Annotated in this window: 21 protein-coding genes; 7 read left to right on the top strand and 14 right to left on the bottom strand. The window is 70.5% G+C overall.

The window, feature by feature from the left end; genetic code table 11:
• Nucleotides 1–27 precede the first annotated feature (27 nt).
• Nucleotides 28–4,797, bottom strand: coding sequence for a molybdopterin-dependent oxidoreductase (locus ACFC06_RS26105; protein WP_375936989.1), 4,770 nt, complete (start codon nucleotides 4,795–4,797; stop codon nucleotides 28–30).
• A complete protein-coding gene (locus tag ACFC06_RS26110) occupies nucleotides 4,794–5,996 on the bottom strand; it encodes a molybdopterin biosynthesis protein (RefSeq protein WP_375936992.1) in 1,203 nt (400 codons plus the stop codon). Before ACFC06_RS26110 ends, ACFC06_RS26105 begins: the two co-directional genes overlap by 4 nt.
• A gap of 230 nt (nucleotides 5,997–6,226) precedes the next feature.
• On the opposite strand from ACFC06_RS26110, the gene ACFC06_RS26115 reads away from it, so the two are divergent.
• The gene (locus ACFC06_RS26115) at nucleotides 6,227–6,595 is read left to right on the top strand and encodes a gamma-glutamylcyclotransferase family protein (protein WP_375936995.1); all 369 of its coding nucleotides are present in this window, start codon (nucleotides 6,227–6,229) and stop codon (nucleotides 6,593–6,595) included.
• On the opposite strand, the gene ACFC06_RS26120 is transcribed toward ACFC06_RS26115, so the two are convergent.
• Genes ACFC06_RS26120 through ACFC06_RS26135 form a run of 4 tightly spaced genes read right to left on the bottom strand, consistent with a single transcriptional unit; the run spans nucleotide 6,583 to nucleotide 9,624 of the window.
• Nucleotides 6,583–7,632 carry an ABC transporter ATP-binding protein gene (locus tag ACFC06_RS26120; protein WP_375936998.1) on the bottom strand — a complete coding sequence of 350 codons (1,050 nt, stop codon included), beginning with the start codon at nucleotides 7,630–7,632 and terminating at the stop codon, nucleotides 6,583–6,585. The two genes, ACFC06_RS26115 and ACFC06_RS26120, sit on opposite strands and share 13 nt — an antisense overlap.
• On the bottom strand, nucleotides 7,629–8,441 hold the full coding sequence (gene modB, locus ACFC06_RS26125) for a molybdate ABC transporter permease subunit (RefSeq protein ID WP_375937001.1): 813 nt from the start codon (nucleotides 8,439–8,441) through the stop codon (nucleotides 7,629–7,631). The genes ACFC06_RS26120 and modB overlap by 4 nt, the downstream gene beginning before the upstream one ends.
• Nucleotides 8,438–9,214, bottom strand: a complete 777-nt coding sequence (gene modA / locus ACFC06_RS26130) for a molybdate ABC transporter substrate-binding protein (protein ID WP_375937004.1) — start codon at nucleotides 9,212–9,214, stop codon at nucleotides 8,438–8,440. The genes modB and modA overlap by 4 nt, the downstream gene beginning before the upstream one ends.
• An 11-nt stretch (nucleotides 9,215–9,225) precedes the next feature.
• Nucleotides 9,226–9,624, bottom strand: coding sequence for a TOBE domain-containing protein (locus ACFC06_RS26135; protein ID WP_336083579.1), 399 nt, complete (start codon nucleotides 9,622–9,624; stop codon nucleotides 9,226–9,228).
• Nucleotides 9,625–9,908: 284 nt separating this feature from the next.
• Between ACFC06_RS26135 and ACFC06_RS26140 the strand changes: the two genes are divergently transcribed.
• Together ACFC06_RS26140 and ACFC06_RS26145 are read left to right on the top strand one after the other, a co-directional pair.
• Nucleotides 9,909–10,232 carry an MFS transporter gene (locus tag ACFC06_RS26140; protein WP_375937333.1) on the top strand — a complete coding sequence of 108 codons (324 nt, stop codon included), beginning with the start codon at nucleotides 9,909–9,911 and terminating at the stop codon, nucleotides 10,230–10,232.
• Nucleotides 10,201–10,773, top strand: a complete 573-nt coding sequence (locus tag ACFC06_RS26145; RefSeq protein ID WP_375937007.1) for an MFS transporter — start codon at nucleotides 10,201–10,203, stop codon at nucleotides 10,771–10,773. Before ACFC06_RS26140 ends, ACFC06_RS26145 begins: the two co-directional genes overlap by 32 nt.
• A gap of 220 nt (nucleotides 10,774–10,993) precedes the next feature.
• Here the strand turns inward: ACFC06_RS26145 and ACFC06_RS26150 are convergent, their stop codons facing one another.
• Genes ACFC06_RS26150 through ACFC06_RS26160 form a run of 3 tightly spaced genes read right to left on the bottom strand, consistent with a single transcriptional unit; the run spans nucleotide 10,994 to nucleotide 15,268 of the window.
• A complete protein-coding gene (locus ACFC06_RS26150; RefSeq protein WP_375937010.1) occupies nucleotides 10,994–11,656 on the bottom strand; it encodes a GAP family protein in 663 nt (220 codons plus the stop codon).
• 2 nt (nucleotides 11,657–11,658) lie between these two features.
• Nucleotides 11,659–13,317 (bottom strand): SulP family inorganic anion transporter, encoded by a 1,659-nt coding sequence (locus ACFC06_RS26155; protein WP_375937013.1) that lies wholly within the window; start codon nucleotides 13,315–13,317, stop codon nucleotides 11,659–11,661.
• Nucleotides 13,318–13,372: 55 nt separating this feature from the next.
• Nucleotides 13,373–15,268 (bottom strand): alkyl/aryl-sulfatase, encoded by a 1,896-nt coding sequence (locus tag ACFC06_RS26160; RefSeq protein WP_375937016.1) that lies wholly within the window; start codon nucleotides 15,266–15,268, stop codon nucleotides 13,373–13,375.
• 175 nt (nucleotides 15,269–15,443) lie between these two features.
• Between ACFC06_RS26160 and ACFC06_RS26165 the strand changes: the two genes are divergently transcribed.
• Together ACFC06_RS26165 and ACFC06_RS26170 are read left to right on the top strand one after the other, a co-directional pair.
• On the top strand, nucleotides 15,444–15,872 hold the full coding sequence (locus ACFC06_RS26165) for a DUF6325 family protein (RefSeq protein WP_375937019.1): 429 nt from the start codon (nucleotides 15,444–15,446) through the stop codon (nucleotides 15,870–15,872).
• Nucleotides 15,873–15,884: 12 nt separating this feature from the next.
• Nucleotides 15,885–16,208 carry an SHOCT domain-containing protein gene (locus ACFC06_RS26170; protein WP_375937022.1) on the top strand — a complete coding sequence of 108 codons (324 nt, stop codon included), beginning with the start codon at nucleotides 15,885–15,887 and terminating at the stop codon, nucleotides 16,206–16,208.
• A 36-nt stretch (nucleotides 16,209–16,244) separates the two neighbouring features.
• On the opposite strand, the gene ACFC06_RS26175 is transcribed toward ACFC06_RS26170, so the two are convergent.
• Nucleotides 16,245–17,030, bottom strand: coding sequence for a crotonase/enoyl-CoA hydratase family protein (locus ACFC06_RS26175; RefSeq protein WP_375937025.1), 786 nt, complete (start codon nucleotides 17,028–17,030; stop codon nucleotides 16,245–16,247).
• A 56-nt stretch (nucleotides 17,031–17,086) separates the two neighbouring features.
• Between ACFC06_RS26175 and ACFC06_RS26180 the strand changes: the two genes are divergently transcribed.
• The gene (locus tag ACFC06_RS26180) at nucleotides 17,087–17,683 is read left to right on the top strand and encodes a TetR/AcrR family transcriptional regulator (RefSeq protein ID WP_375937027.1); all 597 of its coding nucleotides are present in this window, start codon (nucleotides 17,087–17,089) and stop codon (nucleotides 17,681–17,683) included.
• Nucleotide 17,684: 1 nt separating this feature from the next.
• Here the strand turns inward: ACFC06_RS26180 and ACFC06_RS26185 are convergent, their stop codons facing one another.
• A complete protein-coding gene (locus ACFC06_RS26185) occupies nucleotides 17,685–18,485 on the bottom strand; it encodes an alpha/beta fold hydrolase (protein WP_375937030.1) in 801 nt (266 codons plus the stop codon).
• 156 nt (nucleotides 18,486–18,641) lie between these two features.
• Here ACFC06_RS26185 and ACFC06_RS26190 point away from each other — a divergent pair, with 156 nt between their 5' ends.
• Nucleotides 18,642–19,037 (top strand): RidA family protein, encoded by a 396-nt coding sequence (locus ACFC06_RS26190; protein WP_375937033.1) that lies wholly within the window; start codon nucleotides 18,642–18,644, stop codon nucleotides 19,035–19,037.
• 47 nt (nucleotides 19,038–19,084) lie between these two features.
• Here ACFC06_RS26190 and ACFC06_RS26195 read toward each other — a convergent pair whose 3' ends face one another.
• The 3 genes from ACFC06_RS26195 to ACFC06_RS26205 form a co-directional block, all read right to left on the bottom strand.
• On the bottom strand, nucleotides 19,085–20,728 hold the full coding sequence (locus ACFC06_RS26195) for an ABC-F family ATP-binding cassette domain-containing protein (protein ID WP_375937036.1): 1,644 nt from the start codon (nucleotides 20,726–20,728) through the stop codon (nucleotides 19,085–19,087).
• 234 nt (nucleotides 20,729–20,962) lie between these two features.
• Nucleotides 20,963–21,955 carry a methylenetetrahydrofolate reductase gene (locus tag ACFC06_RS26200; protein WP_375937039.1) on the bottom strand — a complete coding sequence of 331 codons (993 nt, stop codon included), beginning with the start codon at nucleotides 21,953–21,955 and terminating at the stop codon, nucleotides 20,963–20,965.
• Nucleotides 21,945–25,343 (bottom strand): pyruvate carboxylase, encoded by a 3,399-nt coding sequence (locus ACFC06_RS26205; protein ID WP_375937042.1) that lies wholly within the window; start codon nucleotides 25,341–25,343, stop codon nucleotides 21,945–21,947. The genes ACFC06_RS26200 and ACFC06_RS26205 overlap by 11 nt, the downstream gene beginning before the upstream one ends.
• Nucleotides 25,344–25,348 lie beyond the last annotated feature (5 nt).

Consider the following 25,348-nt stretch of genomic DNA (forward strand, 5'->3'; position numbering starts at 1 on the left):
CCGCCGGGGGCACGGGCTTTCGCTGTCTCAGTAGACGTCGCGCACGTAGCGTTTGTCGGTGGCGAGCTTCTTGACGTAGGCGTCGGCGTCGTCCTCGGCCATGTTCCCGTGGTGGGCGACGATCTCGCGCAGGGCGGCATCGACATCCTTGGCCATGCGGGAGGCGTCTCCGCAGACGTAGAAGTGCGCGCCGTCGGCGATCCACTTCCACAGCTGCGCACCGTGTTCACGCATCCGGTCCTGGACGTAGATCTTGGCGCGCTGGTCCCGTGAGAAGGCCAGATCCAGTCGTGAGAGCACGCCGTCGCGCTGGAGCTGTTCGAGTTCGTCGCGGTAGTAGAAGTCGGTGGCCTCGTGCTGTTCGCCGAAGAACAGCCAGTTGGCGGCCTGGTCGCCGCGGGCGCGGCGGTGTTCGAGGAAGCCGACGAACGGTGCGACGCCGGTGCCGGGCCCGATCATGACGGCCGGGACGGTGGGGTCGTCGGGCGGCCGGAAGTGCGGCGCCGACTGCACGTGCAGCACCAGCGGTTGCTCGAGTTCGGCGTCGGCCAGATACGACGAGCACAGCCCGCCACGCGCCCGCCCGGTCACGCTCTCGTAGCGGATCACCGAGACGGTGGTGCACACCCGTGTCGCGTCCACCAGCGGACTCGACGAGATCGAATACAGCCGGGGCTGAAGCCGTTTGAACAGCCCGACCCACTCCTGCGCTTGGGCGGTGAGCGCGAACTCGGCGGCGATATCGGCGGGCTGACGCCCCCACAGCCATTTGGCCAGCTCGCCCTTGTTGTCCGGGCGCAGCAGGGTTTTCACGGTGCGGTCACCGGTGTGGTCGGCGACGAAACGCAGCAGTTCGGTGGTGGTCCTGGTCAGATCGAGATAGCCCTCGAGCGCGATCGACAGCGGCATGGCACCCGCTTTGGGCACCTCCACGGTGGTGGCCGGGTCCATGCCGGTGACGGCGAGGAACTCCCAGACCAGGCCCAGATCATTGGCCGGGCGGACACCGAGCGCGTCGCCGACGTCGTAGGTCAGGTCCGAACCGGACAGGTCGTAGGTGAACTGGCGGACTTCCTTCTGCGCGCCGGGCAGACTCAGCAGCCGGTTGCCGACGAGCCGCCCGGTGGGGGCGTCGCCGCGGACCGCGGTGGTCGCCGATCCCGGTGCGGGGGCGGCGGTTCCGGCGACCGGGGCGAACGCCGTCCCGGCGGGTGCGGGCGGGGCGGCGATCCCGCCTGGTGCGGCGGCGGGCTGCTGCTCGGCCGGACCGGTCGCCGGGGCGGTCAGGGCGGGCAGCAGCTCGGTGAGCCAGGCCGCGGCCGCGTCCTCGTAGTCCGGTTCGCAGTCGACGCGGGCCAGCATGCGCTCGGCACCCAGTTCGGCCAAACGTTCGTCCAGGCGGCGGCCGTGGCCGCAGAAGGCGTCGTAGTTGGAGTCGCCGAAGGCCAGGACAGCGAAACGTGTTCCGGCGAGGGCGGATTCGCCCGCACCGTCGAGCGACTGCCAGAATCCGGCGCCGTTGTCGGGGGCGTCGCCGTCGCCGAAGGTGCTCGACACGACCACCAGGTCGGCGCCCGCGGGTAGGTCAGGCAGGGTGATGCTGTCCATGGCGTGCACAACCGGGGCGTGGCCCGCGGCGGTGATGGACGGGACCGCGGTGTCGGCGACGAAGTCCTCGGCATTGCCGGTCTGCGACGCCCACAGGACCACCACCGGCCGGGCCGCCGACGCGGGGGCCGACGTGGGTGCCGGTGCGGCACCGGCCGACGGTGCGGCGGCGAGGACCGGCAGCAGCTGGGTGAGCCAGCCCTGTGCCGCGTCCTCGTAGTCGGGTTCGCAGTCGACGCGGGCCACCATGCGCTCGGCACCCAGTTCGGCCAAACGTTCGTCCAGGCGGCGGCCGTGGCCGCAGAAGGCGTCGTAGTTGGAGTCGCCGAAGGCCAGGACCGCGAAACGTCGTCCGGCGAGGGCGGATTCGCCCGCGCCGGTCAGCGAGTTCCAGAACGCCGCGCCGTTGTCGGGGGCGTCGCCGTCGCCGAAGGTGCTCGACACGATCACCAGGTCGGCATCGGCGGGGATGTCGGCGACGGTGATGTCGTCCATGGTGCGGACGACGGGTTCGCGGCCACCCGCGCTGATCGCGGCGACGGCCGTGCCGGTGACGAAGTCCTCGGCATTGCCGGTCTGCGAGGCCCACAGCACGAACAGGGGCCGGACCGCGGGCGCGGCCGCGGTCTCCGGCGGTGCAGTGGTGGCCGGGGCGGTGATCACGGGGGCTGCACGCTCCGGGATCGGTTGGTGAGCGCCGAAGACACCCGCGAGCATGCCCTCGACCCAGGCCGCATTGGCCGGGTGCAGCGGATTGCCGGGCGGCAGTACCGGGACCACCGCCGTCTCGTGCCGGGCCACACCAGCCAGGAATCCGGCCAGATAGCCCTGTTCGGTGGCCGAGAGTTCCGGAGTGGCCAGATTGCCGATGCCGAGCAGGTCGGCGGCGGTGTAGACCAGGCTGGGAACCGCCGGTCGCAGGGCGGGCGCCGACCCGCCGATGTCGGCCGGGGGCAGCGCATCGGCCACCGGCTGAGGGTCGGCCGCGCGCGGCTCCTGCGGTTCGATGACGATCGGCGCGGGCACCTTGGCCAGCCGCACCGCGCACACCTTGAACTCCGGCTGCTGGGAGATGGGGTCGATCGCGTCGTTGGTGACGGCGTTGACGGCCTTGTACTCGCCGAACAGGTCGTTCCAGTGGAACGGCGCGAACACATCGCCGACCCGCACCCGGTCGGTGACCACGGCGGGCAGCACCGCCCTGCCGCGCCGGGAGGCGATCTCGAGCCAGTCGCCCTCGGCCACCGACAGCCGGGCGGCGTCGTCGGGATGGATCTCGGCGAAGGGGCCGGGGTTGAGTTTGTTGAGTTTCGCGATGCGGCCGGTCTTGGTGAGGGTGTGCCATTGGTGTTGCACGCGACCGGTGTTGAGCAGGAACGGGTAGTCGTCGTCGGGGAGTTCGGCCGGTTCCAGGTGCGGGCGGGCGAAGAACACCGCGCGGCCGGAGGCGGTCGGGAACCACAGGCGCGGGGTGGTGCCGTCCTCGCGGGTGCGCAGCTCCTGGCTGATGCCGTCGTTGCGATAGCGGATCGGGTTGCGGGCGGGGCCGTCCGGGGCGACCGGCCATTGCAGCGGTTCCGTGCGCAGCCGTTCGTAGGTGGCGCCGCGCAGGTCGTAGCCGGTGCGCGGGTTCCAGAAGCCCTTGATCTCCTCGAAGATCTGCTCGGCGTCGTCGTAGGTGAACGCGTCGGCATAGCCCATGGCGCAGGCGATCCGGGCGATGAGCTGCCAATCCGGCAGGGCGTCACCGGGCGGGTCGATGACCTTCTGCACCAGCGTGAGATTGCGTTCGGAGTTGATCATCACCCCCTCGTGCTCGATCCACAGCGTGCCGGGCAGGATCACGTCGGCGTAGGCATTGGTCTCGGTGTCGGCGAACACGTCCTGGGTGATCACCAGCTCCGCGGCCTCCAGCCCGGCCAGCACGGTCTTGCGATTGGCCACTGTGGCAACGGGATTGGTGCAGATGATCCAGCAGGCCTTGATCTGTCCCTCGGCCATGCGCGCGAACATGTCGATGGTGCCGGTCCCGACCTCGGTGCGCAGGGTGCCCGGCGCGAGGTTCCAGCGGTCCTCGACGAAGGCCCGGTCCGCATCGGAGAACACGGCGCGCTGGCCGGGCAGACCCGGGCCCATGTACCCCATCTCGCGCCCGCCCATGGCATTGGGCTGGCCGGTGAGCGAGAACGGGCCGCTGCCCGGCCGGCAGATCGCCCCGGTCGCCAGGTGCAGGTTGACCAGGGCGTTGGTGTTCCAGGTGCCGTGGGTGGACTGGTTGAGGCCCATCGTCCAGCAGCTCATCCACTCCTTCGCCGTGCCGATCAGCTCGGCGGCCGCGCGCAGATCCTCCACGGCCAGGCCGGTCAGCGCCGAGACCGTGGCGGGGTCGTAGTCGGCGAGGAATTCCGGCAGGCCGTCGTAGCCCTCGGTGAACTCCGCGACGAACTCGCTGTCGACGTGCCCGGCCTCCACCAGCAGGTGCAGCAGGCCGTTGAGCAGAGCCAGATCGGTGCCGGGGGTGATCTGCAGGTAGAGGTCGGCCTTCTCGGCGGTGGCGGTGCGGCGCGGATCGACCACGATCAGCTTCGCGCCCGCCTTGACCCGATCCATCATGCGCAGGAACAGGATCGGGTGGCAGTCGGCCATATTCGCGCCGATGACGAAGAAGACCTCGGCGTGATCGAAGTCCTCGTAGGAACCGGGCGGGCCGTCGGCGCCGAGGGAGAGCTTGTAGCCGCTGCCCGCGCTGGCCATGCACAGCCGCGAGTTCGACTCGATCTGGTTGGTGCCGACGAAACCCTTGGCCAGCTTGTTCGCCAGATACTGGGCTTCCAGGGTCATCTGGCCGGAGACGTAGAACGACACCGCGTCGGGGCCGTGCTCGTCGATGATCGCGCGCAGCCGGGCGGCGGTGTCGGCGATGGCCTTGTCCACGGCGGTGGCGATCGGTTCGGTGCCGCGGGTGGCACGGACCAGGGCGGTGCCGAGCCTGCCCTCGCCTGCCTTCAGCAGGTCGGCGTGGCTGCCGCCCTTGGTGCACAGCCGTCCGCCGTTGGCCGGGTGCGCTTTGTCGCCCGGCGCCTTGCGCACGATCTTGGCGCCGTCGGCGCCGGTGCCGACCTCGAGGGCGATGCCGCAGCCGACGCCGCAGTAGGAGCAGACCGTGCGCACGGTCTCGGTGCCGCTCATCGCGGGAGCAGGATCAGCTCGGCCAGTGTGCCGCGCGCGCTTCCCGGTGGTAGCAGCGCCAGCGCCTGGGCGGTGACCAGGTGGGCCAGGTGCGGGATGCCGACGGCGCCGGTGGCCCGCCACACCCCGCCCTCGACCTGGGTCACCGGGACGATGTCGGTGGTCTGGCCCGGCGGGGAGGACCGGTCGACGAGCCTGCCGCGGATCTTGCCGGGCACCCGGTCGGTCAGCGCGTCGACCACGCAGCGGGTGGTGACCATCAACGCCGTGATCGCCTCGAAGGGGTTGGCGGGCACCACGATCAGGGTGCGGCCGTCGGGCAGCCGCGCGATCAGCTGCTCGCCGCCGGGCCGGATCATCACGCCGTCGACCACGATCTCGGCGCCGACCTCGGTGAGCAGACAGCGCATCTCGTCGAGCGCGCCCACCACGATCACCAGTTCGGCGCCCGCTGGCATGGCGAACCAGGCGCGCAGCAGTTCGCCGTCGGCGATCTGCCAGACCTTGCGGCAGCGGATGTCGCCCGCGGCCAGGAAGCTGGCCACGACCGGGGTCACCGCGTCCTCGCCGCGCGGGCCGGGGGCGAACCGGCTGCCGGTGACCAGCACGTCGGCCGAGACCGGCCCGCGCACGGTGGCGGTGACGATGTCGGCGCTCGACCCCACCGAGACGACCGCGGGGCCGACCCGCGTGCCCGCGGCGGCGAGCACCGTGCCCGCGTGCCACTGTTCGCCGCGCACGCGGGTGTCGTCGCGCAGGGGCGCGTGCGGCGCGCGCATCAGCACGACGCGGCCCGAGACCCGGGAGAACATCACGTCCTCGGCGCGCATGACGGCGGTCGCGCCCATCGGCGTCGGGGTGCCGTGCGCGATGCGCGCCGACTCACCGTCGTTGAGGGCGGCCATGCGCGGATGCACGCGCTCGGGGCGCACGGTCCACCACGGTCCGGGACCGCTGACCGCGTAGCCGTCGAGGGCGGCGGCGTCCATCGGCGGCTCGGCCGCGGTCGCCACCAGCGGGGCGGCCAGGGTCGCGCCGACCGCGTCGGCCAGCACCCTGGTCACCGGGGTGAGCGGCGCGAGGCCGCGGCGCAGGATGCGCGACAGGCTCAGGACCGAGACATAGACAGCCGACGGCACCGCCGGCGCGACCTCCGCAGCACCGGGCACGATCTCGGTCAACCCACCACCTCCAACCATGGAAATATCCTCATTTTCGGTTATTGCCCCACAGTGTCTCCGCAATTGCCGATTGATCACCGAGAACTCACCCGCAGTTACGGAGTGCTGTGCGTTCGCGGTGGACAGCGTCAACCCCCAGGTCAGCGCGACGAACCACCCGGACGCGAGCCGTGGCACGACCCCGGCACAGGCCGATGAGGGATAGATCACCTTGCGGTGCGCGACGCGGATGCGTTCGATTCCCCGGTATGACCGAGTCCTTGTTGTTCTCCTACGGCACCCTGCGTCAACCCGAGGTCCAGCAGGCCGTGTTCGGGCGGTTGCTGCGCGGGCGGGCCGCCGAGATCGCGGGGTTCACGCTGGCCGAGGTGACCATCACCGATCCGGCGGTGATCGCCACCAGCGGGTCGGCGGTGCACCCGGTGCTGGTGCCCGCGGACCCGACGGCGGGCGTGCCGGGAACGGCGTTCGAGGTCGGCGACGACGATCTGGCGGCCGCCGACGCCTACGAGGTCGACGATTACACCCGCGTGCTGCTGCCGCTGCGGTCCGGCGACGAGGCGTGGGTGTACGTGCTGGCGGCCGCCGCGCCGGGCGGGACGGCTCAGGCCGGATAGGTGCGGATCTCGGTCGCCTTGACCGAGGCCCACAGCCGCATACCGCTCTGCACCCGCAGGTCCGCGACCGTGGCGGGGGTGACCTCGGCGAGCACCGCCGGGCTGCCCGCCAGGCGGATGCGGGTCAGATGGGCGTGCTGCTCGACCCCGGCGACGGTGGTCTCCCAGGTGTTGCGCGGACTGCCCACGGGCGGTTCGGGGTACAGGGCGACCGCGCTCGGCGGGAACGCGAGATGGACCGGGCCGGTGGCGGATTCGGGGATCGTGAGCGTTCCGCCCCCGGCCAGCGTCACCGAAGTACCTTCGGCGACACCGCGATACAGGTTCAAGCCGACCAGGTTCGCCACGTAGTCGGTGCGGGGCCGCTGGGCCACCTCGACGGGTGGGCCCTGCTGCACGACACGGCCGTTCTCGATGATGACGAGCCGATCCGCCAGCACCATGGCGTCGAGCGGGTCGTGGGTCACCAGCACGGTGTGGCCGGGGAAGTCGGCGAGGTGGTGGCCGAGTTCGGCGCGCACCTGCAGGCGGGTGCTGGCGTCCAGGGCGGCCAGCGGCTCGTCGAGCAGCAGCAGCGCGGGATCGGTGGCCAGCGCTCGGGCCAGCGCGACCCGCTGGGCCTGTCCGCCCGACAGCGAACGCGGCTTGGCCGAAGCGTGCTGAGCCAGACCGACCCGCTCCAGCCAGCCCGCCGCGCGCTGCCGGGCGAGCTTGCGCGGCATCCCGCGCGCCTGCAATCCGAAGGCCACATTGTCCAGGGCGCTCATGGTCGCGAAGAGCAGATAGTCCTGGAAGACCACACCCGCCGACCGGTGCTCGGCGGGCACGAACCGGGCGGGTGGTTCATCCCAGATCCGCTCGTCGAGCCGCAGGCGGCCACCGGTGAGGGGGGTGAGCCCGGCCAGGGCGCGCAGCGCGGTGGTCTTGCCCGCGCCGTTGGGGCCGAGCAGGGCGACCACCTCGCCCGGTGCCACGGTGAAGGCGAGGTCGAGGGTGAAATCGCCCTGGGCGATACGCAGTTCGGCGTCCAGGCTCACAGCGGTCCTCGAGTCCAGCGGTCGCGCAGGGCGGCCAGCACGGCGACCGAGACCGCGAGCAGCACCAGGCTCAGCACGATCGCGTCGGCGGGGTCGGTCTCCAGGGCGAGGTAGACCGCCAGCGGCATGGTCGTGGTGGTGCCGGGGAAGCTGCCGGCGAAGGTGATGGTGGCGCCGAATTCGCCCAGCGCCCTGGCCCAGCAGAGCACGGCTCCGGCGACGACACCGGGCATCACCGCGGGCAGGGTGACGCGGCGGAAGGTCAGCCAGCGCGAGGCGCCCAGGGTCGCGGCGGCCTCCTCGTAGCGCGGGTCGCTCGCCCGCAGCGCGCCCTCCACCGAGATGACCAGGAACGGCATCGCGACGAACGCCTCGGCCACGATCACCCCGGCGGTGGTGAACGGCAGCGAGAAACCGAACCAGTCGTAGAGATAGCTGCCGACCAGCCCGCGCCTGCCGAGGACGAGCAGCAGCGCCACACCACCGACCACCGGTGGCAGCACCAGCGGCACCGTCACCAGGGCGCGCACGATGCCCAGGCCCGGCACCTCACCGCGGGCCAGCAGCCACGCCAGGGGGATGCCGAGCACGAGACACACCGCCGTGGCCGAGGTGGCGCACACCAGCGACAGTCGCAGCGCCTGCCCGACCTCCGCGCTCATCAGCCGCTCCGGCAGGGTGCGCCACGGCGCCCGCACCAGCAGCCCGATCATCGGCAGGATCAGGAAGGCCAGCGCGCAGACGGCGGGCAGCACCAGGATCAGCGGTCGCCGACCCCGGACCGCCCGCCGCCGCGCGATGCCGGTCACGGGGTGTCGAAACCGGCTTCGGCGAACTCCGCGCGGGCCTTGTCCGAGCCGATGAACTCGACGAAGGCCGCGGCGGCGGCGCTGTTGGGCGCCTTGGCCAGCGGGGCGATCGGATAGTCGTTGACCGCCTTGGTGGACTCGGGGAAGTCGATCCCGTCGACCTTGTCGCCCGCGGCCTGCACATCGGTGCGGTAGACCAGCGCGGCGTCGACCTCACCGAGGGTCACCTTGGTCAGCACCGCCTTCACATCGGACTCGCGGGTGTCGGGCTGCGGGGTGATCCCGGCGGCCTCGAACACGGTCTTGGCCGCGGCGCCGCACGGCACCTGCTCGGCGCACAGCGCGATCTTCTCGTCGGGATTCGCGAAATCGGTCAGGCCGGTGATCTGGCTCGGATTGCCCTTGGGCACGGCGATCTCGAGCCGGTTGCGCACGAAGACCACTGGCGCGGCGGTGATCTCGCCCGCGTCGACCACCTGCTGCATGTTCTTCGGCGCCGCCGAGGCGAACACGTCGGCCGGGGCGCCCTGCTTGATCTGCTCGGCCAGCGCCGAACTGGCCCCGAAGTTGAACACCACCTTCGTGCCGGGATGCGCGGCCTCGAACTGCTTGCCCAGCTCGGTGAAGGTCTCGGTGAGCGAGGCGGCGGCGAACACCGTGACGGTGCCGCCGACCTGATCACCCGCGGGCGCCGCGTCGGTGTCGTTGCCACAGCCGACCGCGGCCACGGCGATCACACCGGCGATCGCCGCCGCGCGAAGTGTGCGAATCATGTTCTACCTCATCAACTTTCCGGGATTTCAACAACAACGTGCGTGGACTTCACCGAAGCGACGGCCACACTGCCGACCTCGAGACCGAGCTCGTCGACGGATTCGCGGCTCATCAGCGACACCAGCCGGAACGGGCCCGCCTGCATCTCCACCTGCGCCATGACGGTGTCCTTGACGACCCGGGTGACGATGCCCTGCATCCGGTTGCGCGCCGAGGTGGCCACGGCGGCACCGGGTGGCACGGCCTCGCGCTCACGCTGCAGGAATTCGGCGAGTTCGCGTCCCTCGACGCCCTTGCGGCCGTTGTCGAGCTGGATCGCCGCGAGCTTGCCCAGGTCGATGTACCGCCGGACGGTGTCATCACTGACACCCATCAGAGTTGCTACTTCGCTGATCCGCAGATTCGACACATCGAGCAGTCTATGTGGCGTAGCTGCGGATCGCCCACGAAGCCCGTCACCCGCCACGAAACCCGACCTCCTCAGCCCCGACCCCTGCGAGCCCGCCGTTTCCACCTCACCGCACTTACGGCAATCCGGAACCGTAGGGAGATCCTGTTGCGCGTGGATCACCCCGACCCACCCCGCGCGTAACAACCACCTCTCCCCCACCAGCTCCCGGTCCGTGAGGTCCGGCGATCCGAAGCCGCGAGTTGCCGTAGGCGCGACCGGCGCCGAGACCGACACCCGCGCTGATCGTCGCGGGATTCCTGCTCGGGGTGTTCACCCCGATCCCGCAGGTCGTCATCCCATTGGCGGTGCTGCTCGGCCCGGATACCGAGCGCGGGCGCATCGTCGGGTACCTCCAGGCCGGGCTGCTGCTGGGAATCGTCTGCTCGCGGGCCTATGCCGGGGCGCTGGCCGAGTGGAGTGGATGGCGCAGCGCGTACTGGTGTTCGCTGGGGATTCTGGTCGCGGTGATGGTGCTGCTCGTGCGGGGCTTGCCGTCGACGTCCGCTACCCGCGTGGGCCGGAGGTTATCCGCGGTTGCTCCGCTCGACGGTGGGGCTGCTGCGTGATCGATCGGTGGCGGGGATCTGCCTGTCCGGTGCCGTGATCGGGGTCGCGTTCGGCGTCTTCTGGAACACGATTCCCTTCGAACTGCAGGCCACGTTCGGGTTCGGGCCCGCGGCGGTGGGGGCGTTCGGGCTCGTCGCGGCGGTGAGCGCGGCGGCCTCGCCGATCGCCGGGCGCCTCGCCGACCGGTACGGGGTGCGTGGCACGCAGACCGCGGTGCTGGCCGCGTTGCTGCTGGGCTGGCTGCTCATCGCGGCACCGCCGCCGTGGCCGGTGGTGGTGGTCGCGGCGATCGTGATCGATGTGGGGTTGTGGTCCAACCAGGTCGTCAACCAGGCCGCGTTGTTCCACGCCGACCCACGCGACCACAGCAAACTCAACACCCTGTACTTCGGTAGCAGGTTCGCGGGGATCAGTGCCGGGTCCGCGTTCGGTACCGCGGTGTGGTCTCAGCTGGGCTGGCATGCGGTCGTCGCCGCTGGCGCCGGGTGCAGTGTGGTGGGTTTGGCCGTTTTCCGGAGATTTGTCCGGTCAGGGTATTGACTCCTGGCAAATCCGGAGCACACTGGATATACACCAGAGCACCGGAAGAGAACCACACGGTAGACAGAGACGTTTGCCCATCGAGTGATTGTTTTTCAGGATCTGGCCCAGGCCCCCGGCAAGCCAGTCGAGTACCGGATTCGCAGCGACGACTGCGATTCATGGATTCGATGGAGACTACCGGGGACTGTTCTGTGTGCACCCTTTCCGTGTCGAGCCGTCAGCCCAGCAGCGCGACGGCACCGCGGATCGTGAACAGGGCGCCGAATCCGAACAGCACGCCCAGCGTCAGTTCCCGGCTGTGCCGCAGCATCCAGGTCTCGACCGCCACCAGGCCACGTTCGGTGCGCTCGCCGCCGATCAGATACGCCCCGATCGGGATCAGGAAGTCGGCCGCGGCCGCGATCAGCAGCACGAGCGTGGCGACCAGCGACGCCCCGATCGAGACGCTCGCGCTGGAGACGATGCTCATGCCCGAGAGCATGATGAACACATTCGGGTTCAGGATGCCCAGGACCAGGCCGATGGCGAAGGCCTTGCGCGGGCCCGCGGTCTCGAGTTCGGTGAGCAGACGCGGCCGGCCGGTCCGGCGGGCGACGGGTTTGCGCAATAGCACCCAGCAGCCACCGGCCAGGAACAGCAACCCCACCATCAGCCCCGCGCTGTGGGAGACCTCGGCGGGGGTGGAGCCGGGATCGGAGGCGCCGCCGAGCACCGCCGACAGCGCGACCAGCAGGTAGACGACCAGGAACCCGCCCCCGAACGCCGAGGCGTTGCGCACCGGGAACTTCGACCGCAGCAACAGCACACAGCCGACCACCGCGCCCGGGGTGATCATCAGCCCGACGATCTCCGGTACCAGCAGGAGCAGCAGTCCGCCCATTGTCAGTCCCTTCCGTGTCCGTGCAGCCGGATCTCGGCGTCGGCGTAGGCCGCCAGCGTGGATTCGCCGAGGGTGTGGGTCGCGGGGAAGAACTCGATCGAGACCCCCTGGCCGGCGAGCAGCTGATCGGTCCACACGGCGCGAATGCGCGGGTCGACACCGCTGAGGTAGAGACGCCCGCCCACCTCGTCGAGGCGGCGCGCGTAGTCGGCGAGCACGTGCAGGAAGGTCGCGCTCACGCTCGTGCGCCCGCGCAGCCGCAGGATGACGATGGGATCGTGGGCCCCGGCCGGGTCGGGTAACCGGGTCTGCAGGGTGCGCGCCCCGGCGTAGAAGAGGCTGCCGTAGACATCCATGATGACGATCTCGTTGTCGGACAGCCGTTTCGGCAGGGTGTCCTCGACCAGCCGGTCGCCCTCCACCCGCAACCGCACCACCTTCAGGTCCATCGCTTCCTGATTGAGTTGCAGCAGCAGCGAGAGCCCCACGCCCACCCCGACCGCGGCGGTCACCGGCAGCAGCAGCGTGGCGACGAAGGTGACCCCGAGCGCGGTGCGCGAGATCGAGCCGCTGCCCCAGATCGCCACCAGCCGGTCGATGTCGAACGCGCCCGCGGCGGCCACGATGAGAATGGCGGCCAGCGTCGGCATGGGGACTTTGCCGACCAGCCCGGTCAGCGCCACCAGGATCACCAGGATCCACAGCCCCGACCACACCGAGCCCCAGCGGGTGCGCGCGCCGGAGGTGACATTGATGGCCGTCTGCCCCAGCGATCCGCCCACCGGCATCCCACGGAACAGTCCCGCCGCGATATTGCCGATGCCCTGCGCGCAGAAGTCGCGGTCGATCCGGGACCGGGAACCATCCGGGTTGGGTGCCGATTCGGCGACACCGGCACCCTGCACCAGCACGATGACGGTCACCGCCAGCGCACCGGCCAGCAGCGACGGCGACAACACGCTCAGGTCGGGCAGGTGCGGCAGCGGGACGCCGGTCGGGATCGCGCCCGCGTCGGCGACGGTGGCGACCTCGTCCCACCCGAACGCCAGGACCACCGCGGTCGGCACCACCAGCGCACCCAGCGAGGCGACGCTGCGCAACCGGCCCCGGCTCAGCACCACCAGCAGCACGATCGCGGCGACCCCGACCAACGCCGAACGCCAGTCGATCCCGCGGGGATGGGTCAGCACGTGCAGCGCCTTCAGCGCCGCCACCGAGCCCTCCGACGGCGCCCCGAGCAGCACCGGCAGCTGCCCGAGCACGATATTGGCCGCGATGCCGAGCAGGAACCCGGTCATCACCGAGTGCGAGACGAACCGGGTGTAGCGGCCCAGCCGCAGCACCGCCGCGACGATCATGGCGATTCCGGCGACCAGGGTGAGCAGCACCAGCGCGGCGGAGCGGTCCTCGGGCGCGATCTCGGTGAGCGTGGAGCCCGCGGCCAGCGCCGACGCGCTGGTGGTGGTGACGACCATCAGCCGCGTACTCGTCCCGAACCCGCCGAAGAACCGGCCCGCCATGCTCGCGTACAGCCCGTGCACCGGATTCACACCCGCGAGCAGACCCGATGCCATGCCGTCGGGCACGCCCGCGATGGCGCCGGGGACGCCGGCGCCGATGTCGGCCTTCGTCATGCGCTGTCCCGCGAAGGGGTTTCGCATCGCAAGCTCCTTCGGCCAGCCGCGGGCCGGGCCGGCCCGGCCCGGCGCAGCGGACTCAGGGCGTCACGATGGCGAAATCCGGATCGGGGACGTCGAGATAGCCGACCAGCTCGGCCAGCTTGCCCGCGTCCCCGGTGACCTTCACGCGGCCGTCGGCGATCATCTGCCGCAGGTCCTGGCCGCCCAGCAGGGCAGCGCGCAGGTCCGCCGCCGTGAGGGCGAAGGTGGCGTCGGGCTCCGGGAGTTCACCGTCGACGTCGAAGTGCACCAGCAGACCGTTGCGGAGCTGGGTGCGGTGCACGGTAGAGGTGTCGGTGATCCGCCAGTCCAGCACGATCGAGGCCGACCAGGCCTTGGGCCCGTCGATACGCAGGGCGATGGCGTCGAAGACCTGCTCCACCGACAGTTCGGCCATGATGTCGGGCGCGGCGGTGGCGGTCGGCGTTCCGACGCTGCCGTGGCGCAGCTCGTAGGCGCCCATCAGGAAGAAGTTGCGCCAGGTGCCGTTCTCGGCGCCGAAACCGAGCTGTTCGAGGGTGTCGGCCTGCAGCGCCTTGGCCTCGGCATTGCCCGGATCGGCGAAGATCACGTAGTTCAGCACCTGGGCGACCCAGCGGAAGTCGCCCTCGGCGTAGGACTTCCGCGCCTTGGCCAGCACCTCCTCGGCACCGCCCATGTACTCGAGGTGACGGCGCGCGCCCTCGGTGGGTGGGTGCTGCCACAGCGTCGAGGGGTTGCCGTCGAACCAGCCCATGTAGCGCTGGTAGATCGCCTTGACATTGTGACTCACCGAGCCGTAGTAGCCGTGCGTCGACCAGGCGTTCTCGATCGCGGGTGGCAGCTGGATGTCCTCGGCGATCTCGATGCCGGTGGCGCCCTTGTTGAGGGCGCGCAGGGTCTGGTCGTGCAGGTAGCCGTAGAGATCGCGCTGCACCGAGAGGAATTCGGTGAGCCGCTCGGTGCCCCAGGTCGGCCAGTGGTGCGAGGCGAACACGACATCGGCGCGCGCGGCGTAGCGGTTGATCGCCTCGGTGAGGTACTTCGCCCACACGTGCGGGTCGCGCACCAGCGCGCCGCGCAGCGTCAGCAGGTTGTGCAGGGTGTGGGTGGCGTTCTCGGCCATGCACAGGGCCCGGCGGGCGGGGAAGTAGAAGTTCATCTCCGAGGGGGCCTCGGTGCCGGGGGTCATCTGGAACTCGACCTGGACGCCGTCGACGGTGACGGTCTGGCCGGTGTGGTCGATGTAGACGGTCGGCGAGATCAGTGTCGGCGTGCCGGTCGAGGTGGTGGGTCCCAGGCCCGCGCCGACCGCGCCGAGCGGGCCACGCGGCAGCGCGGCGCCGTACATGTAGGCCGCGCGCCGGGCCATCGCCGTGCCCGCGTAGACGTTCTCCTCGACGGCGTGCTCGGTGAACCCGACCGGCGCGATGATCGGGCAGTTGCCCGCGTCGACCGTCTCCTGGGTGGTCACGCCCTTCACGCCGCCGAAGTGGTCGATATGGGAGTGCGAGTAGATGACACCGGTGACCGGTCGTTCGCCACGATGCTCGCGGTAGAGGGCCAGTCCGGCGGCGGCGGTCTCGGCGGAGATGAGCGGGTCGATGACGATCACGCCTGTCTCGCCTTCGACGAGGGTCATGTTCGACAGATCGAGCCCGCGGATCTGGTAGATGCCGTCGGTGACCTCGTAGAGCCCCTGCAGCGCGCACAGTTTCGACTGACGCCACAGGCTCGGGTTCACCGTGGGCGGGCAGTCCTCGTCGAGGAAGGCGTACCCGTCGCTGTCCCAGACCACCTCGCCCGCATCGTTCTTCACGATCCCCGGTGTCAGCGCGGCGACGAATCCACGTTCGGCGTCGGCGAAGTCCTGGCTGTCGTCGAACGGCAGCCGCGTCAGCAGGCTGTCGTTGCCCTGTCGGATACTGTCGGTCGCGCTGTTCTGGCCGCTCATCGGTTCCCTTTCCTGGCGACGAAGACTGTGCGGTCCGGCCCGTGGCCGAGACGATCCCCTCCGCAGTATTCGTCGTGGTCGCGGCGCGCACCTCACCCGCGACGGGTGAACTCGGGCGGAGGATTCACCCGATTCGGGTGAAGCGCGCCGGGCCCGTCCCGCGCACGATGCGGATATGGGAGCAACTCCAGTACTCGGCCCGGTCGAGTTCGTCGTGCTGACCTTTCCCGGCACCACCGTCGACGCGGCGGTCACCGACGCGCTCGCCGAGGTCGTCGGCAACGGCACGGTGACGCTGCTCGATCTGATCGTGCTGTCGATGGACGCCGCGGGCGCGGTCACCGAGCTCGAGATCGACGACGATCTCGACCAGGTGGGCCTGACCGGCCTGACCGCCGCCGACATCGACCTGGTCAGCGACGAGGACCTCGCCGTGGTCCGCGCGTCGATGGCACCGGAATCCACCGCCGTGGTGGTGGTGTTCGAGGAGACCTGGGCCACCCGCCTGGCCGCCGCGGTCCGCGGCGCCGACGGGGAAGTGGCCCTGCACGTCCAGGTGCCGCGCGACTCGGTCGAGGCCGCCGTCGCCGCGGCCACCGCCTAGAGAGGAATCGAGATGCCACTTCGGATGGGCCGCGTCGGGCGGCCGGGACTGCTGGGCACGGTGGCCCGCACGGCGGTCGTCGCGGGAACCGCGCAGGCCACCTCCAACGCGGTCAACAACCGGGCCCGCCGCCGGGCCGCCGAACAGCAGGCCTACGCCGAACAGCAGGCGCCCCCACCGCAACCGGCCTACGCGCCGCCGCCTCCCCCGCCCCCGGCACCACCCGCGGGCGGCACGGATGTGGTCGCCGAGCTGACGAAACTGAGTCAGCTGCGCGATGCCGGTGCGCTCTCGGACGCGGAATTCGCCGCGGCGAAGGCGAAACTGCTCGGCTGATTCCCGCCGCGACAGGTGATCACCCCGCCGGTGTCATCAGGCTTGGTGTTCCGAGGTGAAGTCGCCGTGACGCCCCGCGCCCGCCGTGAAGCGGGCGGCACCGGCAAGGGTGTCGGACTGCAGCGAGGTCATGCCGCGCGCGAATTCATTGGCCAGGGCGTCGTTTTCGGTGAGGCCCGCCTGTTCGAGCATGGACAGGCGGTCCTGGCGCAGGCAGGTCTGCGGGAAGCGGGTGAGTTCCAGGGCGAGGTCGCGGGCCGCCGCCAGCGCCCGACCGCGCGGGGCGACGCGGTTGACCAGGCCGATCCGGTGCGCTTCGGCGGCGTCGACGGGGCGGCCGGTGAGGATCAGGTCCATGGCGTGGCTCTCCCCGATCAGCCGGGGCAGCCGCACGGTGCCGCCGTCGATCAGCGGCACACCCCAGCGGCGGCAGAACACGCCGAGCACCGCGTCCTCGTCGGCGACCCGCAGGTCGGCCCAGACAGCCAGTTCCAGCCCACCGGCCACGGCGTAGCCGGAGATCGCGGCGACGACCGGCTTGCTCAGCCGCATCCTGGTCGGGCCCATCGGGCCGTCGCCCTCGACCCCGGCGACATTGCCGCGCTCGGTGCCGATCGCCTTGAGATCGGCTCCCGCGCAGAAGGTTTCCCCCACGCCGTACAGGATGGCCACCGCCGCGTCGGGGTCGGCGTCGAAGTCGCGGAAGGCCGCGGCGAGCGCGGCGGCGGTGGGCCCGTCGACGGCATTGCGCGCCTCGGGACGATTGATGCCGATGAGGACCAGCGGGCCGTCGCGTTCGACCAGGACAGTGGGGGCGGTCATATCCGCAATGAAACAGTCCGATCGTACTGCCGTCAAGACCTGCCAAGATACTCCGCATGGCTCCCCCTACCGAAGGCCGGCGGCGCAGCGACGCCGCACGCAGCCAGAGCACGCGTGAGCGCATTCTCGCCGCCGCCGTCGCCAGCCTGATCGAGGACGGTTACGCCGCCACCAGCATCGGCGCCATCCAGGCCAGGGCGGGCGTCTCGCGCGGCGCGCTGCTGCACCAGTACCCGAACAAGGCGTATCTGCTCGTCGACGCGGTGCGTCACCTGTCCGATCAGCAGATCATCGAGGTGCGCACCGCCGAAGAGCCTGTGGGCGAACCGGATTGGATGGCGGCGCTGTGGCGCAGTTTCGCCACGCCCCTGTTCGGCGCGCTGCTGGAACTGTGGGTGGCGGCGCGCACCGACGCCGACCTGCGCGCGGCCCTGCTGCGTCATCAGCGCGATCTGCACGCCACCATCCGCGCGTCGATCGTGCGCCGGGTCCCCGACCCGCTCCCGGCGCACTTCGACACCGTCTTCGAGATGACCCTCACCTATTTCCGCGGCCTGGCCCTGACCACCATCCTCAGCACCAACCACCGCGACCAGCTGCTCGCCGACTGGCGCGCGGCCATGTCGACGGTGCTGTCCGCCACCGCGCGCTGACTCAGCCCGCGGCGGCCGTTTCGATGACGGCGGTGACGGCCGCGGGTTCGGACACCAGCGACGCGTGCGAGGCCGCGATCTCCGAGGTCCGCGCGCCGCTGCGCTGGGCCATGTAGCGCTGCGAGGCGGGCGGGATGACCAGGTCGTCGCCGGAGACCAGGTACCAGCTCGGCAGCCGCGTCCACGCCGCCGGGCCCGAGGGTTCGATATTCGCCGCGACGGCGATGGAGCGCTGGTGGGCGATCATGTCGGCGGCGGTGGCATCGCTGACGTCACCGGCGAACACCTCGTGGAACGAGCCGGGGTCGACATACGCGTCGAGGTTCTTGCCGTTCACGCCGTGACTGTCGTCGACGACGGTGAGCTGCAGGACCGGCGGCAGCAACCGGCTGCCGGGGAACCGGATCGGGTCCAGTGCCAGCTGCGCGGGCTCGCCCTCGACGGGCGCGAACCCGGCGATGTAGACCAGGGCGGTGACATCGGGATCGTCCACATTGGTGATCACCGTGCCCCCGTAGGAGTGCCCGACCAGCACGATCGGCCCGTCGATCCCGGCGATGGCCTGCTCGATCGCCGCGGCGTCGTTGGCCGGGCCGCGCAGCGGGTTGGCCGGGACCACCACGGAATAGCCGTCGGCGCGCAGGTTCGCGGCGACCCCGTCCCAGCTGGTGGTGTCGGCGAAGGCGCCGTGCACCAGGACGACGGTGGGCTTCTCGGCCGCCGTGGCGGGCGCCGCGCCGAATACCCCGGCGCCGACCCCGACGGCGGCGACCACCGCCATGACCGATCGGATGCCGCTCATGTGAGTTCCTCTCCTACCGCATCGGGTTCAGATGGAGCACTGCGCCCAGTATCGTCGCCGCCGCTCGCGCCGCACCGGCGGACCCTCCTGTCACACTCCGGCCGCGTGTTCCGTCTCCCCCGTGGGAGACCATTCGATCGATATCAGGAGAGTTCCATGTCTGTGCACATCAGCAACCCGGCCGAGCTGCACGATCCGACCGGATTCGGCTACAGCCACGTCGCCAGGGTGACCGGTGAGCTCGTGCTGATCGCCGGTCAGTACGACTCCGACGCCGACGGCCACACCACCACCGAGGATTTCGCCGGACAGGTCGCGCGCGCGTTCGCCAATCTCGGCACCGCCCTGCGCTCGGCAGGTCTCGACTACGCCGATGTCGCCCAGCTGCGCACCTTCATCGTCGACCACGATCTCGACAAGCTGACCGTCCTCGGCGAGCAGATCGCCGAGATCTGGGGTGACAGGCCGCCCGCCCAGACCCTGCTCGGCGTCGCCGCGCTCGCCCTGCCCGGCATGCTGTTCGAGGTGGACGCGCTGGCCGCGCGGGGCTGACCGCGCACCGGCCCCGGACATCCGGGGCCGGTGCGTTCACCCGCCGATCAGCATCGTGCGGCGGAGGTGGCGCCCAGTTCCAGCCGGGGCCAGTCCCGCAGATCCCGCCGCAGCTGCCGGTCGTGGGTGGCGACGACGACCGCGGCCTCGGTGACCCGCAGCGCCTCGGTGAGTTCGTCGACCAGCGTGCTGGACAGGTGATTGGTCGGCTCGTCGAGCAGCAGCGCATGGGGACGGGCGGCCAGAGCGCAGGCGAGGTCGAGGCGGCGTTGCTGCCCCATGGACAGCTCGCCGATCGGCTTGTTCGCCTCGTGCGCGGTCAGCAGGCCGAGCGCGCTCAGCGCCACCCGTTCGCTCTCGTCGAGCATCCCCGCGGTGACCAGCTCCGCGAGATGCGTCTCGTACACCTCGCGCGCCCGGCGCCGCAGCGGCCACCGGGATTCCTGCCGCAGCAGGTGGATTCGCGCCTTGCGCGCCCGGTGGAACAGACCGGTCGACGGCGCGACGATCCCGCTCAGCACGCCGAGCAGCGTGGATTTGCCCGCACCGTTGGCACCGCTGATCACGAGCCGGTCGCCGGAGTCCAGCGCCAGTGCGACCGGTCCGGGCAACCGCCCGGCCACTGTGACGTCCTCCGCGCGCACCAGCGTGACCCCGGCCCGGGCGGGCAGTTCGGGCATCCCGAACCGCTGGGGCGGGGTGGGTGCGGTGACGCGATGCCGTTCCAGCTCGTCCTGGCGCCGGTGCACCGCGCGCGCCACCGAGCCCGCGCGGGTGGCGCGGGCGTGCTTGCCGGTGCCCTTGTCCGGCCGCCAGCCGCTGACCAAGCGGTTCTGCGCCGCCGAGAGATCATCGGCCAGGCGGGCGCGTTCGGTCTGCTGCTGGTCGTATTCCTCGGCCCAGCGCGCCCGCTCGGCCCGGCGCCCGTCCCGGTATCCGGCGTAGCCGCCCCCGTAGACGCGAGGCTTGCCGTCGCGGGTGGGGTCGAGATCGAGGAACGACTGCGCGACATCGGTGAGCAGCGCGCGGTCGTGACTCACCACGACCACTCCGCCCGCGAAGGCGCGCAGCTGATCGGTGAGGAAGTCGAGCGCGGCCCGGTCGAGGTGGTTGGTCGGTTCGTCCAGCAGCAGGAAATCGTCACCGGCGGCCAGCAACACCGCCAGCCGCACCCGGTAGCGCTGCCCCACCGAGAGGGTGGCCAGCGGCCGGTCGCGGTCGGTGACGGCGCCGAGACCGGCCAGGGCGATGTCGACGCGGCGGTCGGCGTCCCAGGCGTCGAGCAGCTGGGCGAGGTCGAGCGCCGCGCTGTAGTCCTCGTCGGCGCCCGGACGGCCTTCGGTCATGGCTTCGGTCGCCTCGTCGAGTGCGCGCATGGCGGCGCGGGCAGCCGCGAGGTGCTCGTCGACGACGGCGCCGACGGTGCGTTCGTCGTGGTCGGGCATCTCCTGGGTGGCCAGCGCCAGCGTGCCCACCCGGGCGACGGTGCCCTGGTCGGGGGCGAGTTCTCCGGCGAGCACGTGCAGCAGTGTGGACTTGCCGCGCCCGTTCTCGCCGACGACGGCCCACCGCGCGCCGGGCGAGACGGTCAGCTCGACGCCGTCGAGCACCACGTGGTCACCGCGCTGGACATGGATATCGGTGCAGGTCAGTTGTGCCCGCGCACGGGCAGGCCGAATTCGAGAGGTCATGTTTTCCTCCGGGCACACCGCACCCTCCGTCACAAACGGAGGGGGTGCCCTGGTCGATGGACGCGCGCCGAGCGCGCGACGGAACATCGAAGAGAGGGCCGTCGGCTGTCCGCCGAGGCGGAAGCGGCCTTGGAATCTCAGAGGAAGAACAAGTGCATGCCGACCACGCTAACAACGCCGCGATCACCCGTCGAGTGAATTACCCGGCCGTGGCCGGAGCGTGCTGATCGGTGGTCAGGCCACGGCCGAGGTGGTGGTGTGGGTGGCGTAGCCGAGGTTGGTGAGGACCTCGCGGGTGGCCTTGGCGAAGTTGAGGGTGATGAAGTGCAGGCAGGGGGCGCCCTCGTCGATGAGCCGCTGGGCGATCTCGGTGGCGATCCGGACGCCTTCGGCGCGCACGGCGGCCCGGTCCTCCTCGGGCCCGGTGCCCGCGGCCTTCTCCAGCCGCGCCATCACCGATCGGGGCAGGGCGCGGCCGCTGAGTTCCTCGGCGCGCTGCACCGTGCGCAGCGAGGTGATGGGCATGAGCTCGGGGATGATCGGTTTGGCGCCCTCGACCGGGTCCATGGCCACCACCCGGTCGCGCAGCCGCAGATAGTGCTCTACGTCGAAGAACATCTGGGTGATCGAATAGTCCGCGCCCGCACGCAGTTTCGCGGCCAGGAACCGGGTGTCGTGGTCGAGGTCGGGTGAGCGGTGGTGGCCCTGCGGGAACGAGGCCACCCCGACGTGGAAGTCGCCCAGGTCGCGCACGATGCGCACCAGTTCCTCGGCGTATTCGACGCCGGCGGGGTGCTTGCGCCAGGCGCCCAGCGGGTCACCGGGCGGGTCGCCGCGCAGCACGAGCAGGTTGCGGATGCCCGAGTCGGCGTAGGAGCCGACCAGCGAGCGCAACTCGGCGATGCTGTGCCCGACGGCGGTGAGGTGGGCGACCGGCAGCAGCGTGGTCTCGGTGGCCAGTTCACCGGTGATGCGTACCGTGCGGTCCTTGGTGGAGCCACCCGCGCCGTAGGTCATGGAGACGAAGGCCGGGTGCATGCGCTCGAATTCGCGGACCGTGCGCCACAACCGGGCCTCCCCGGCGGTGTCGCGGGGCGGGTTGAATTCGACCGAGAACGGTACGCGGCCGCCCCCGTGGTCGCGCAGGCGCTGCGCGACCGAACGGGTGCGGGCGCGCAAGGATGCCGGTGGCGCACCGGTCGTCTCGGGCTCTCGATCACCGGTCATCGACGTCCCCCAATTCCACGAGTAGGTCGCCGCCCTCGACCTGCTGCACCTTCGCCGTGGCGACCCGTTCGACGATACCGGCGCGCGGCGCGGTGATGGCCGCTTCCATCTTCATTGCTTCGATGGTGCCGATCGAATCACCGGCGGCGACCGAATCTCCTTCGGCCACAGTGAGAGTCACAACCCCGGCGAATGGGGCCGCGAGGTGGCCGGGGTTGTTCTTGTCGGCCTTCTCCGCGACCGGAACTTCCGAGGCGATCGAACGGTCACGCACCGCGACCGGGCGCAACTGCCCGTTCATGATGCACATGACCGTGCGCATGCCCTTCTCGTCCGGCTCCGAGATCGCCTCCAAGCCGATGAGCAGGGTGACACCCTTCTCGAGCTGCACCCGATGCTCCTCGCCCCGGCGCAGACCGTAGAAGAACTGGTTCTCCGACAGACCCGTGGTGTCGCCGTACTTCTCGCGGTGAGCATGGAATTCGGCTGTCGGGCCGGGGAACAGCAGCCGGTTGAGGGTGTCGCGGCGTTCGTCCGATGATCCGTCGAGCCCGGCCCGATCGGTGGCCGTCAGCGCGACTTCGGGTTTGGGTTCGCTGCGCCCGGCCAGCGCTTTGCTGCGGAACGGTTCCGGCCAGCCACCAGCCGGGGTACCGAGCTCACCACGCAGAAAACCGATCACCGAATCCGGAATGTCATAACGACCCGGATCAGCAGCGAAGTCCTCGATCTCCACACCGGAACCCACCAGCGCCAGAGCCAGATCACCGACGACCTTCGACGAGGGTGTCACCTTGATCAAGCGACCCAACAACCGGTCCGCTGCCGCGTACTTGGCCTCGACTTCCTCGAACCGGTCACCCAACCCCAAAGCGATCGCCTGCTGACGCAGGTTCGACAGCTGACCACCCGGAATCTCATGGGTGTACACGCGCCCGGTCGGCGCCGGAAGCCCGGACTCGAACGGCGCGTACACCTTCCGCAACGCCTCCCAATACGGCTCGAGGTCGCAGACGTTCTGCAGATTCAGGCCGGTGTCGCGCTCGGTGTGGGCGGCGGCCGCGACGATCGCCGACAGGGCGGGCTGCGAGGTCGTCCCGGCCATGGCCGCCGACGCACCGTCCACGGCGTCGGCACCTGCCTGCCACGCCGCCAGATACGTCGCGAGCTGCCCACCCGGAGTGTCATGGGTGTGCACGTGCACGGGCAGATCGAAGTTGCTGCGCAGTGCCGTCACGAGCTTGGCGGCCGACGGTGCCCGCAGGAGCCCGGCCATGTCCTTGATCGCCAACACATGCGCACCCGCGTCCACCATCTGCTCAGCGAGCTTGAGGTAGTAGTCGAGGGTGTAGAGCTGCTCGTTGGGATCGAGCAGATCACCGGTGTAACTCAACGCGACTTCCGCGACAGCACTGCCGGTTTCGCGAACAGCCGCGATGGCGGGCCGCATCTGTTCCACATTGTTGAGCGCGTCGAAGATCCGGAATATGTCGACACCGGTGGATGCGGCTTCGGAGACGAATGCCCGCGTGACCTGTTCCGGATAGGGCGTGTACCCCACCGTATTCCGCCCGCGCAACAACATCTGCAAGCAGATATTGGGCACCGCCTCGCGCAGTGCGGCCAATCGCTCCCACGGGTCCTCGTGCAGGAACCGCAGCGCCACATCGTAGGTCGCGCCACCCCACGCCTCGATCGAGAGCAGTTCGGGAGTCAGCCGCGCGACGTGCCCGGCTACACCGAGCAGCCCACTGGTACGAACCCGCGTGGCAAGCAGCGACTGGTGGGCGTCACGGAATGTCGTGTCGGTGACCGCGAGTGCCTTCTGCTCCCGCAGGGCGCGGGCGAAACCCTCGGGTCCGAGCGCCAGCAGCCGCTGACGCGATCCGTCCGGCGGGGCCTGCGTCAGGTCGATGGCGGGCAGTTTGTCGTGCGGGTACACCGTGGTCGGCCGCTCACCGTGCGGCTTGTTCACCGTCACATCGGCCAGATAGTCGAGAATCTTGGACGCCCGGTCCGCCGACACCCGCCGCGTCACCAGATCCGGGCGCGCGTCGATGAACGAGGTGTTCACCTTCCCCGCCCGGAAATCCGGATCGTCCAGGACCGCTTGCAGGAAGGGGATATTCGTCGCGAGGCCGCGAATGCGGAATTCGGTCACCGCCCGCTGTGCCCGCGCGACCGCCGCCGGGAAATCCTGGCCCCGGCAGGTGAGTTTCACCAGCAGCGAATCGAAATGCGCCCCGATCTCCGCGCCCACGGTGGCGCCACCGTCGAGCCGCACCCCCGCGCCGCCCGGCGTCCGGTACGCGGTGATCCGCCCAGTGTCGGGTCGGAAACCATTGGCCGGGTCCTCGGTGGTGATCCGGCATTGCAGGGCGGCGCCGCGAATCGTCACCGTCTCCTGGCTCAATCCCAGCTCGGCCAGGGACTCCCCCGCCGCGATCCGCAATTGCGCCTGCACCAGGTCCACATCGGTGATCTCCTCGGTCACCGTGTGCTCCACCTGGATGCGCGGATTCATCTCGATGAACACGTGATTGCCGCGTTCGTCGAGCAGGAACTCCACCGTGCCGGCGTTCACATAGCCGATCTGCCGCGCGAACGCCACCGCGTCGGCGCAGATCCGTTCCCGCAGTGCCGGATCCAGATTCGGCGCGGGCGCGAGCTCGATCACCTTCTGGTGCCGCCGCTGCAACGAGCAGTCCCGCTCGAACAGGTGCATCACATTGCCGTACCGATCGGCCAGGATCTGCACTTCGATATGGCGCGGATTCACCACCGCCTGCTCGAGAAACACGGTCGGATCGCCGAAGGCCGACTCGGCCTCGCGCGAAGCGGCCTCGATCGCCTCCCGCAGCTGCTCGGGTTCCGCCACCCGGCGCATCCCGCGGCCACCGCCCCCGGCGACCGCCTTGACGAAGATCGGATACTCCAATTCGGCGGCAGCGGTGAGCAATTCCTCGATATCCGCCGACGGCTCACTCGAGGTCAGCACCGGCAGTCCGGCCGCCTTCGCCGCCGCGATGGCCGTGGCCTTGTTCCCCGCCATTTCCAGTACCTCGGCCGAGGGCCCCACAAAGGTGATGCCCTCGCGCGCGCATGCCGCCGCCAATTCGGGATTCTCCGACAGGAACCCGTACCCCGGGTAGATGGCGTCGGCGCCTGCGGATCTGGCCGCGTCGATGATCGCCTCGATCGACAGATACGCGCGAACCGGATGACCCTCCACGCCGATCTGATACGACTGATCGGCCTTGTGCCGGTGCGGGGAATTGCGGTCCTCGTACGGGAACACCGCGGCGGTGCTCGCGCCGAGTTCGTAGGCGGCGCGGAAGGCGCGAATGGCGATCTCGCCACGGTTGGCTACCAGGATTCGAGAGAACATGTCGA

The sequence above is a fragment of the Nocardia sp. NPDC056064 genome (genome assembly GCF_042266925.1).
GTDB lineage: Bacteria > Actinomycetota > Actinomycetes > Mycobacteriales > Mycobacteriaceae > Nocardia.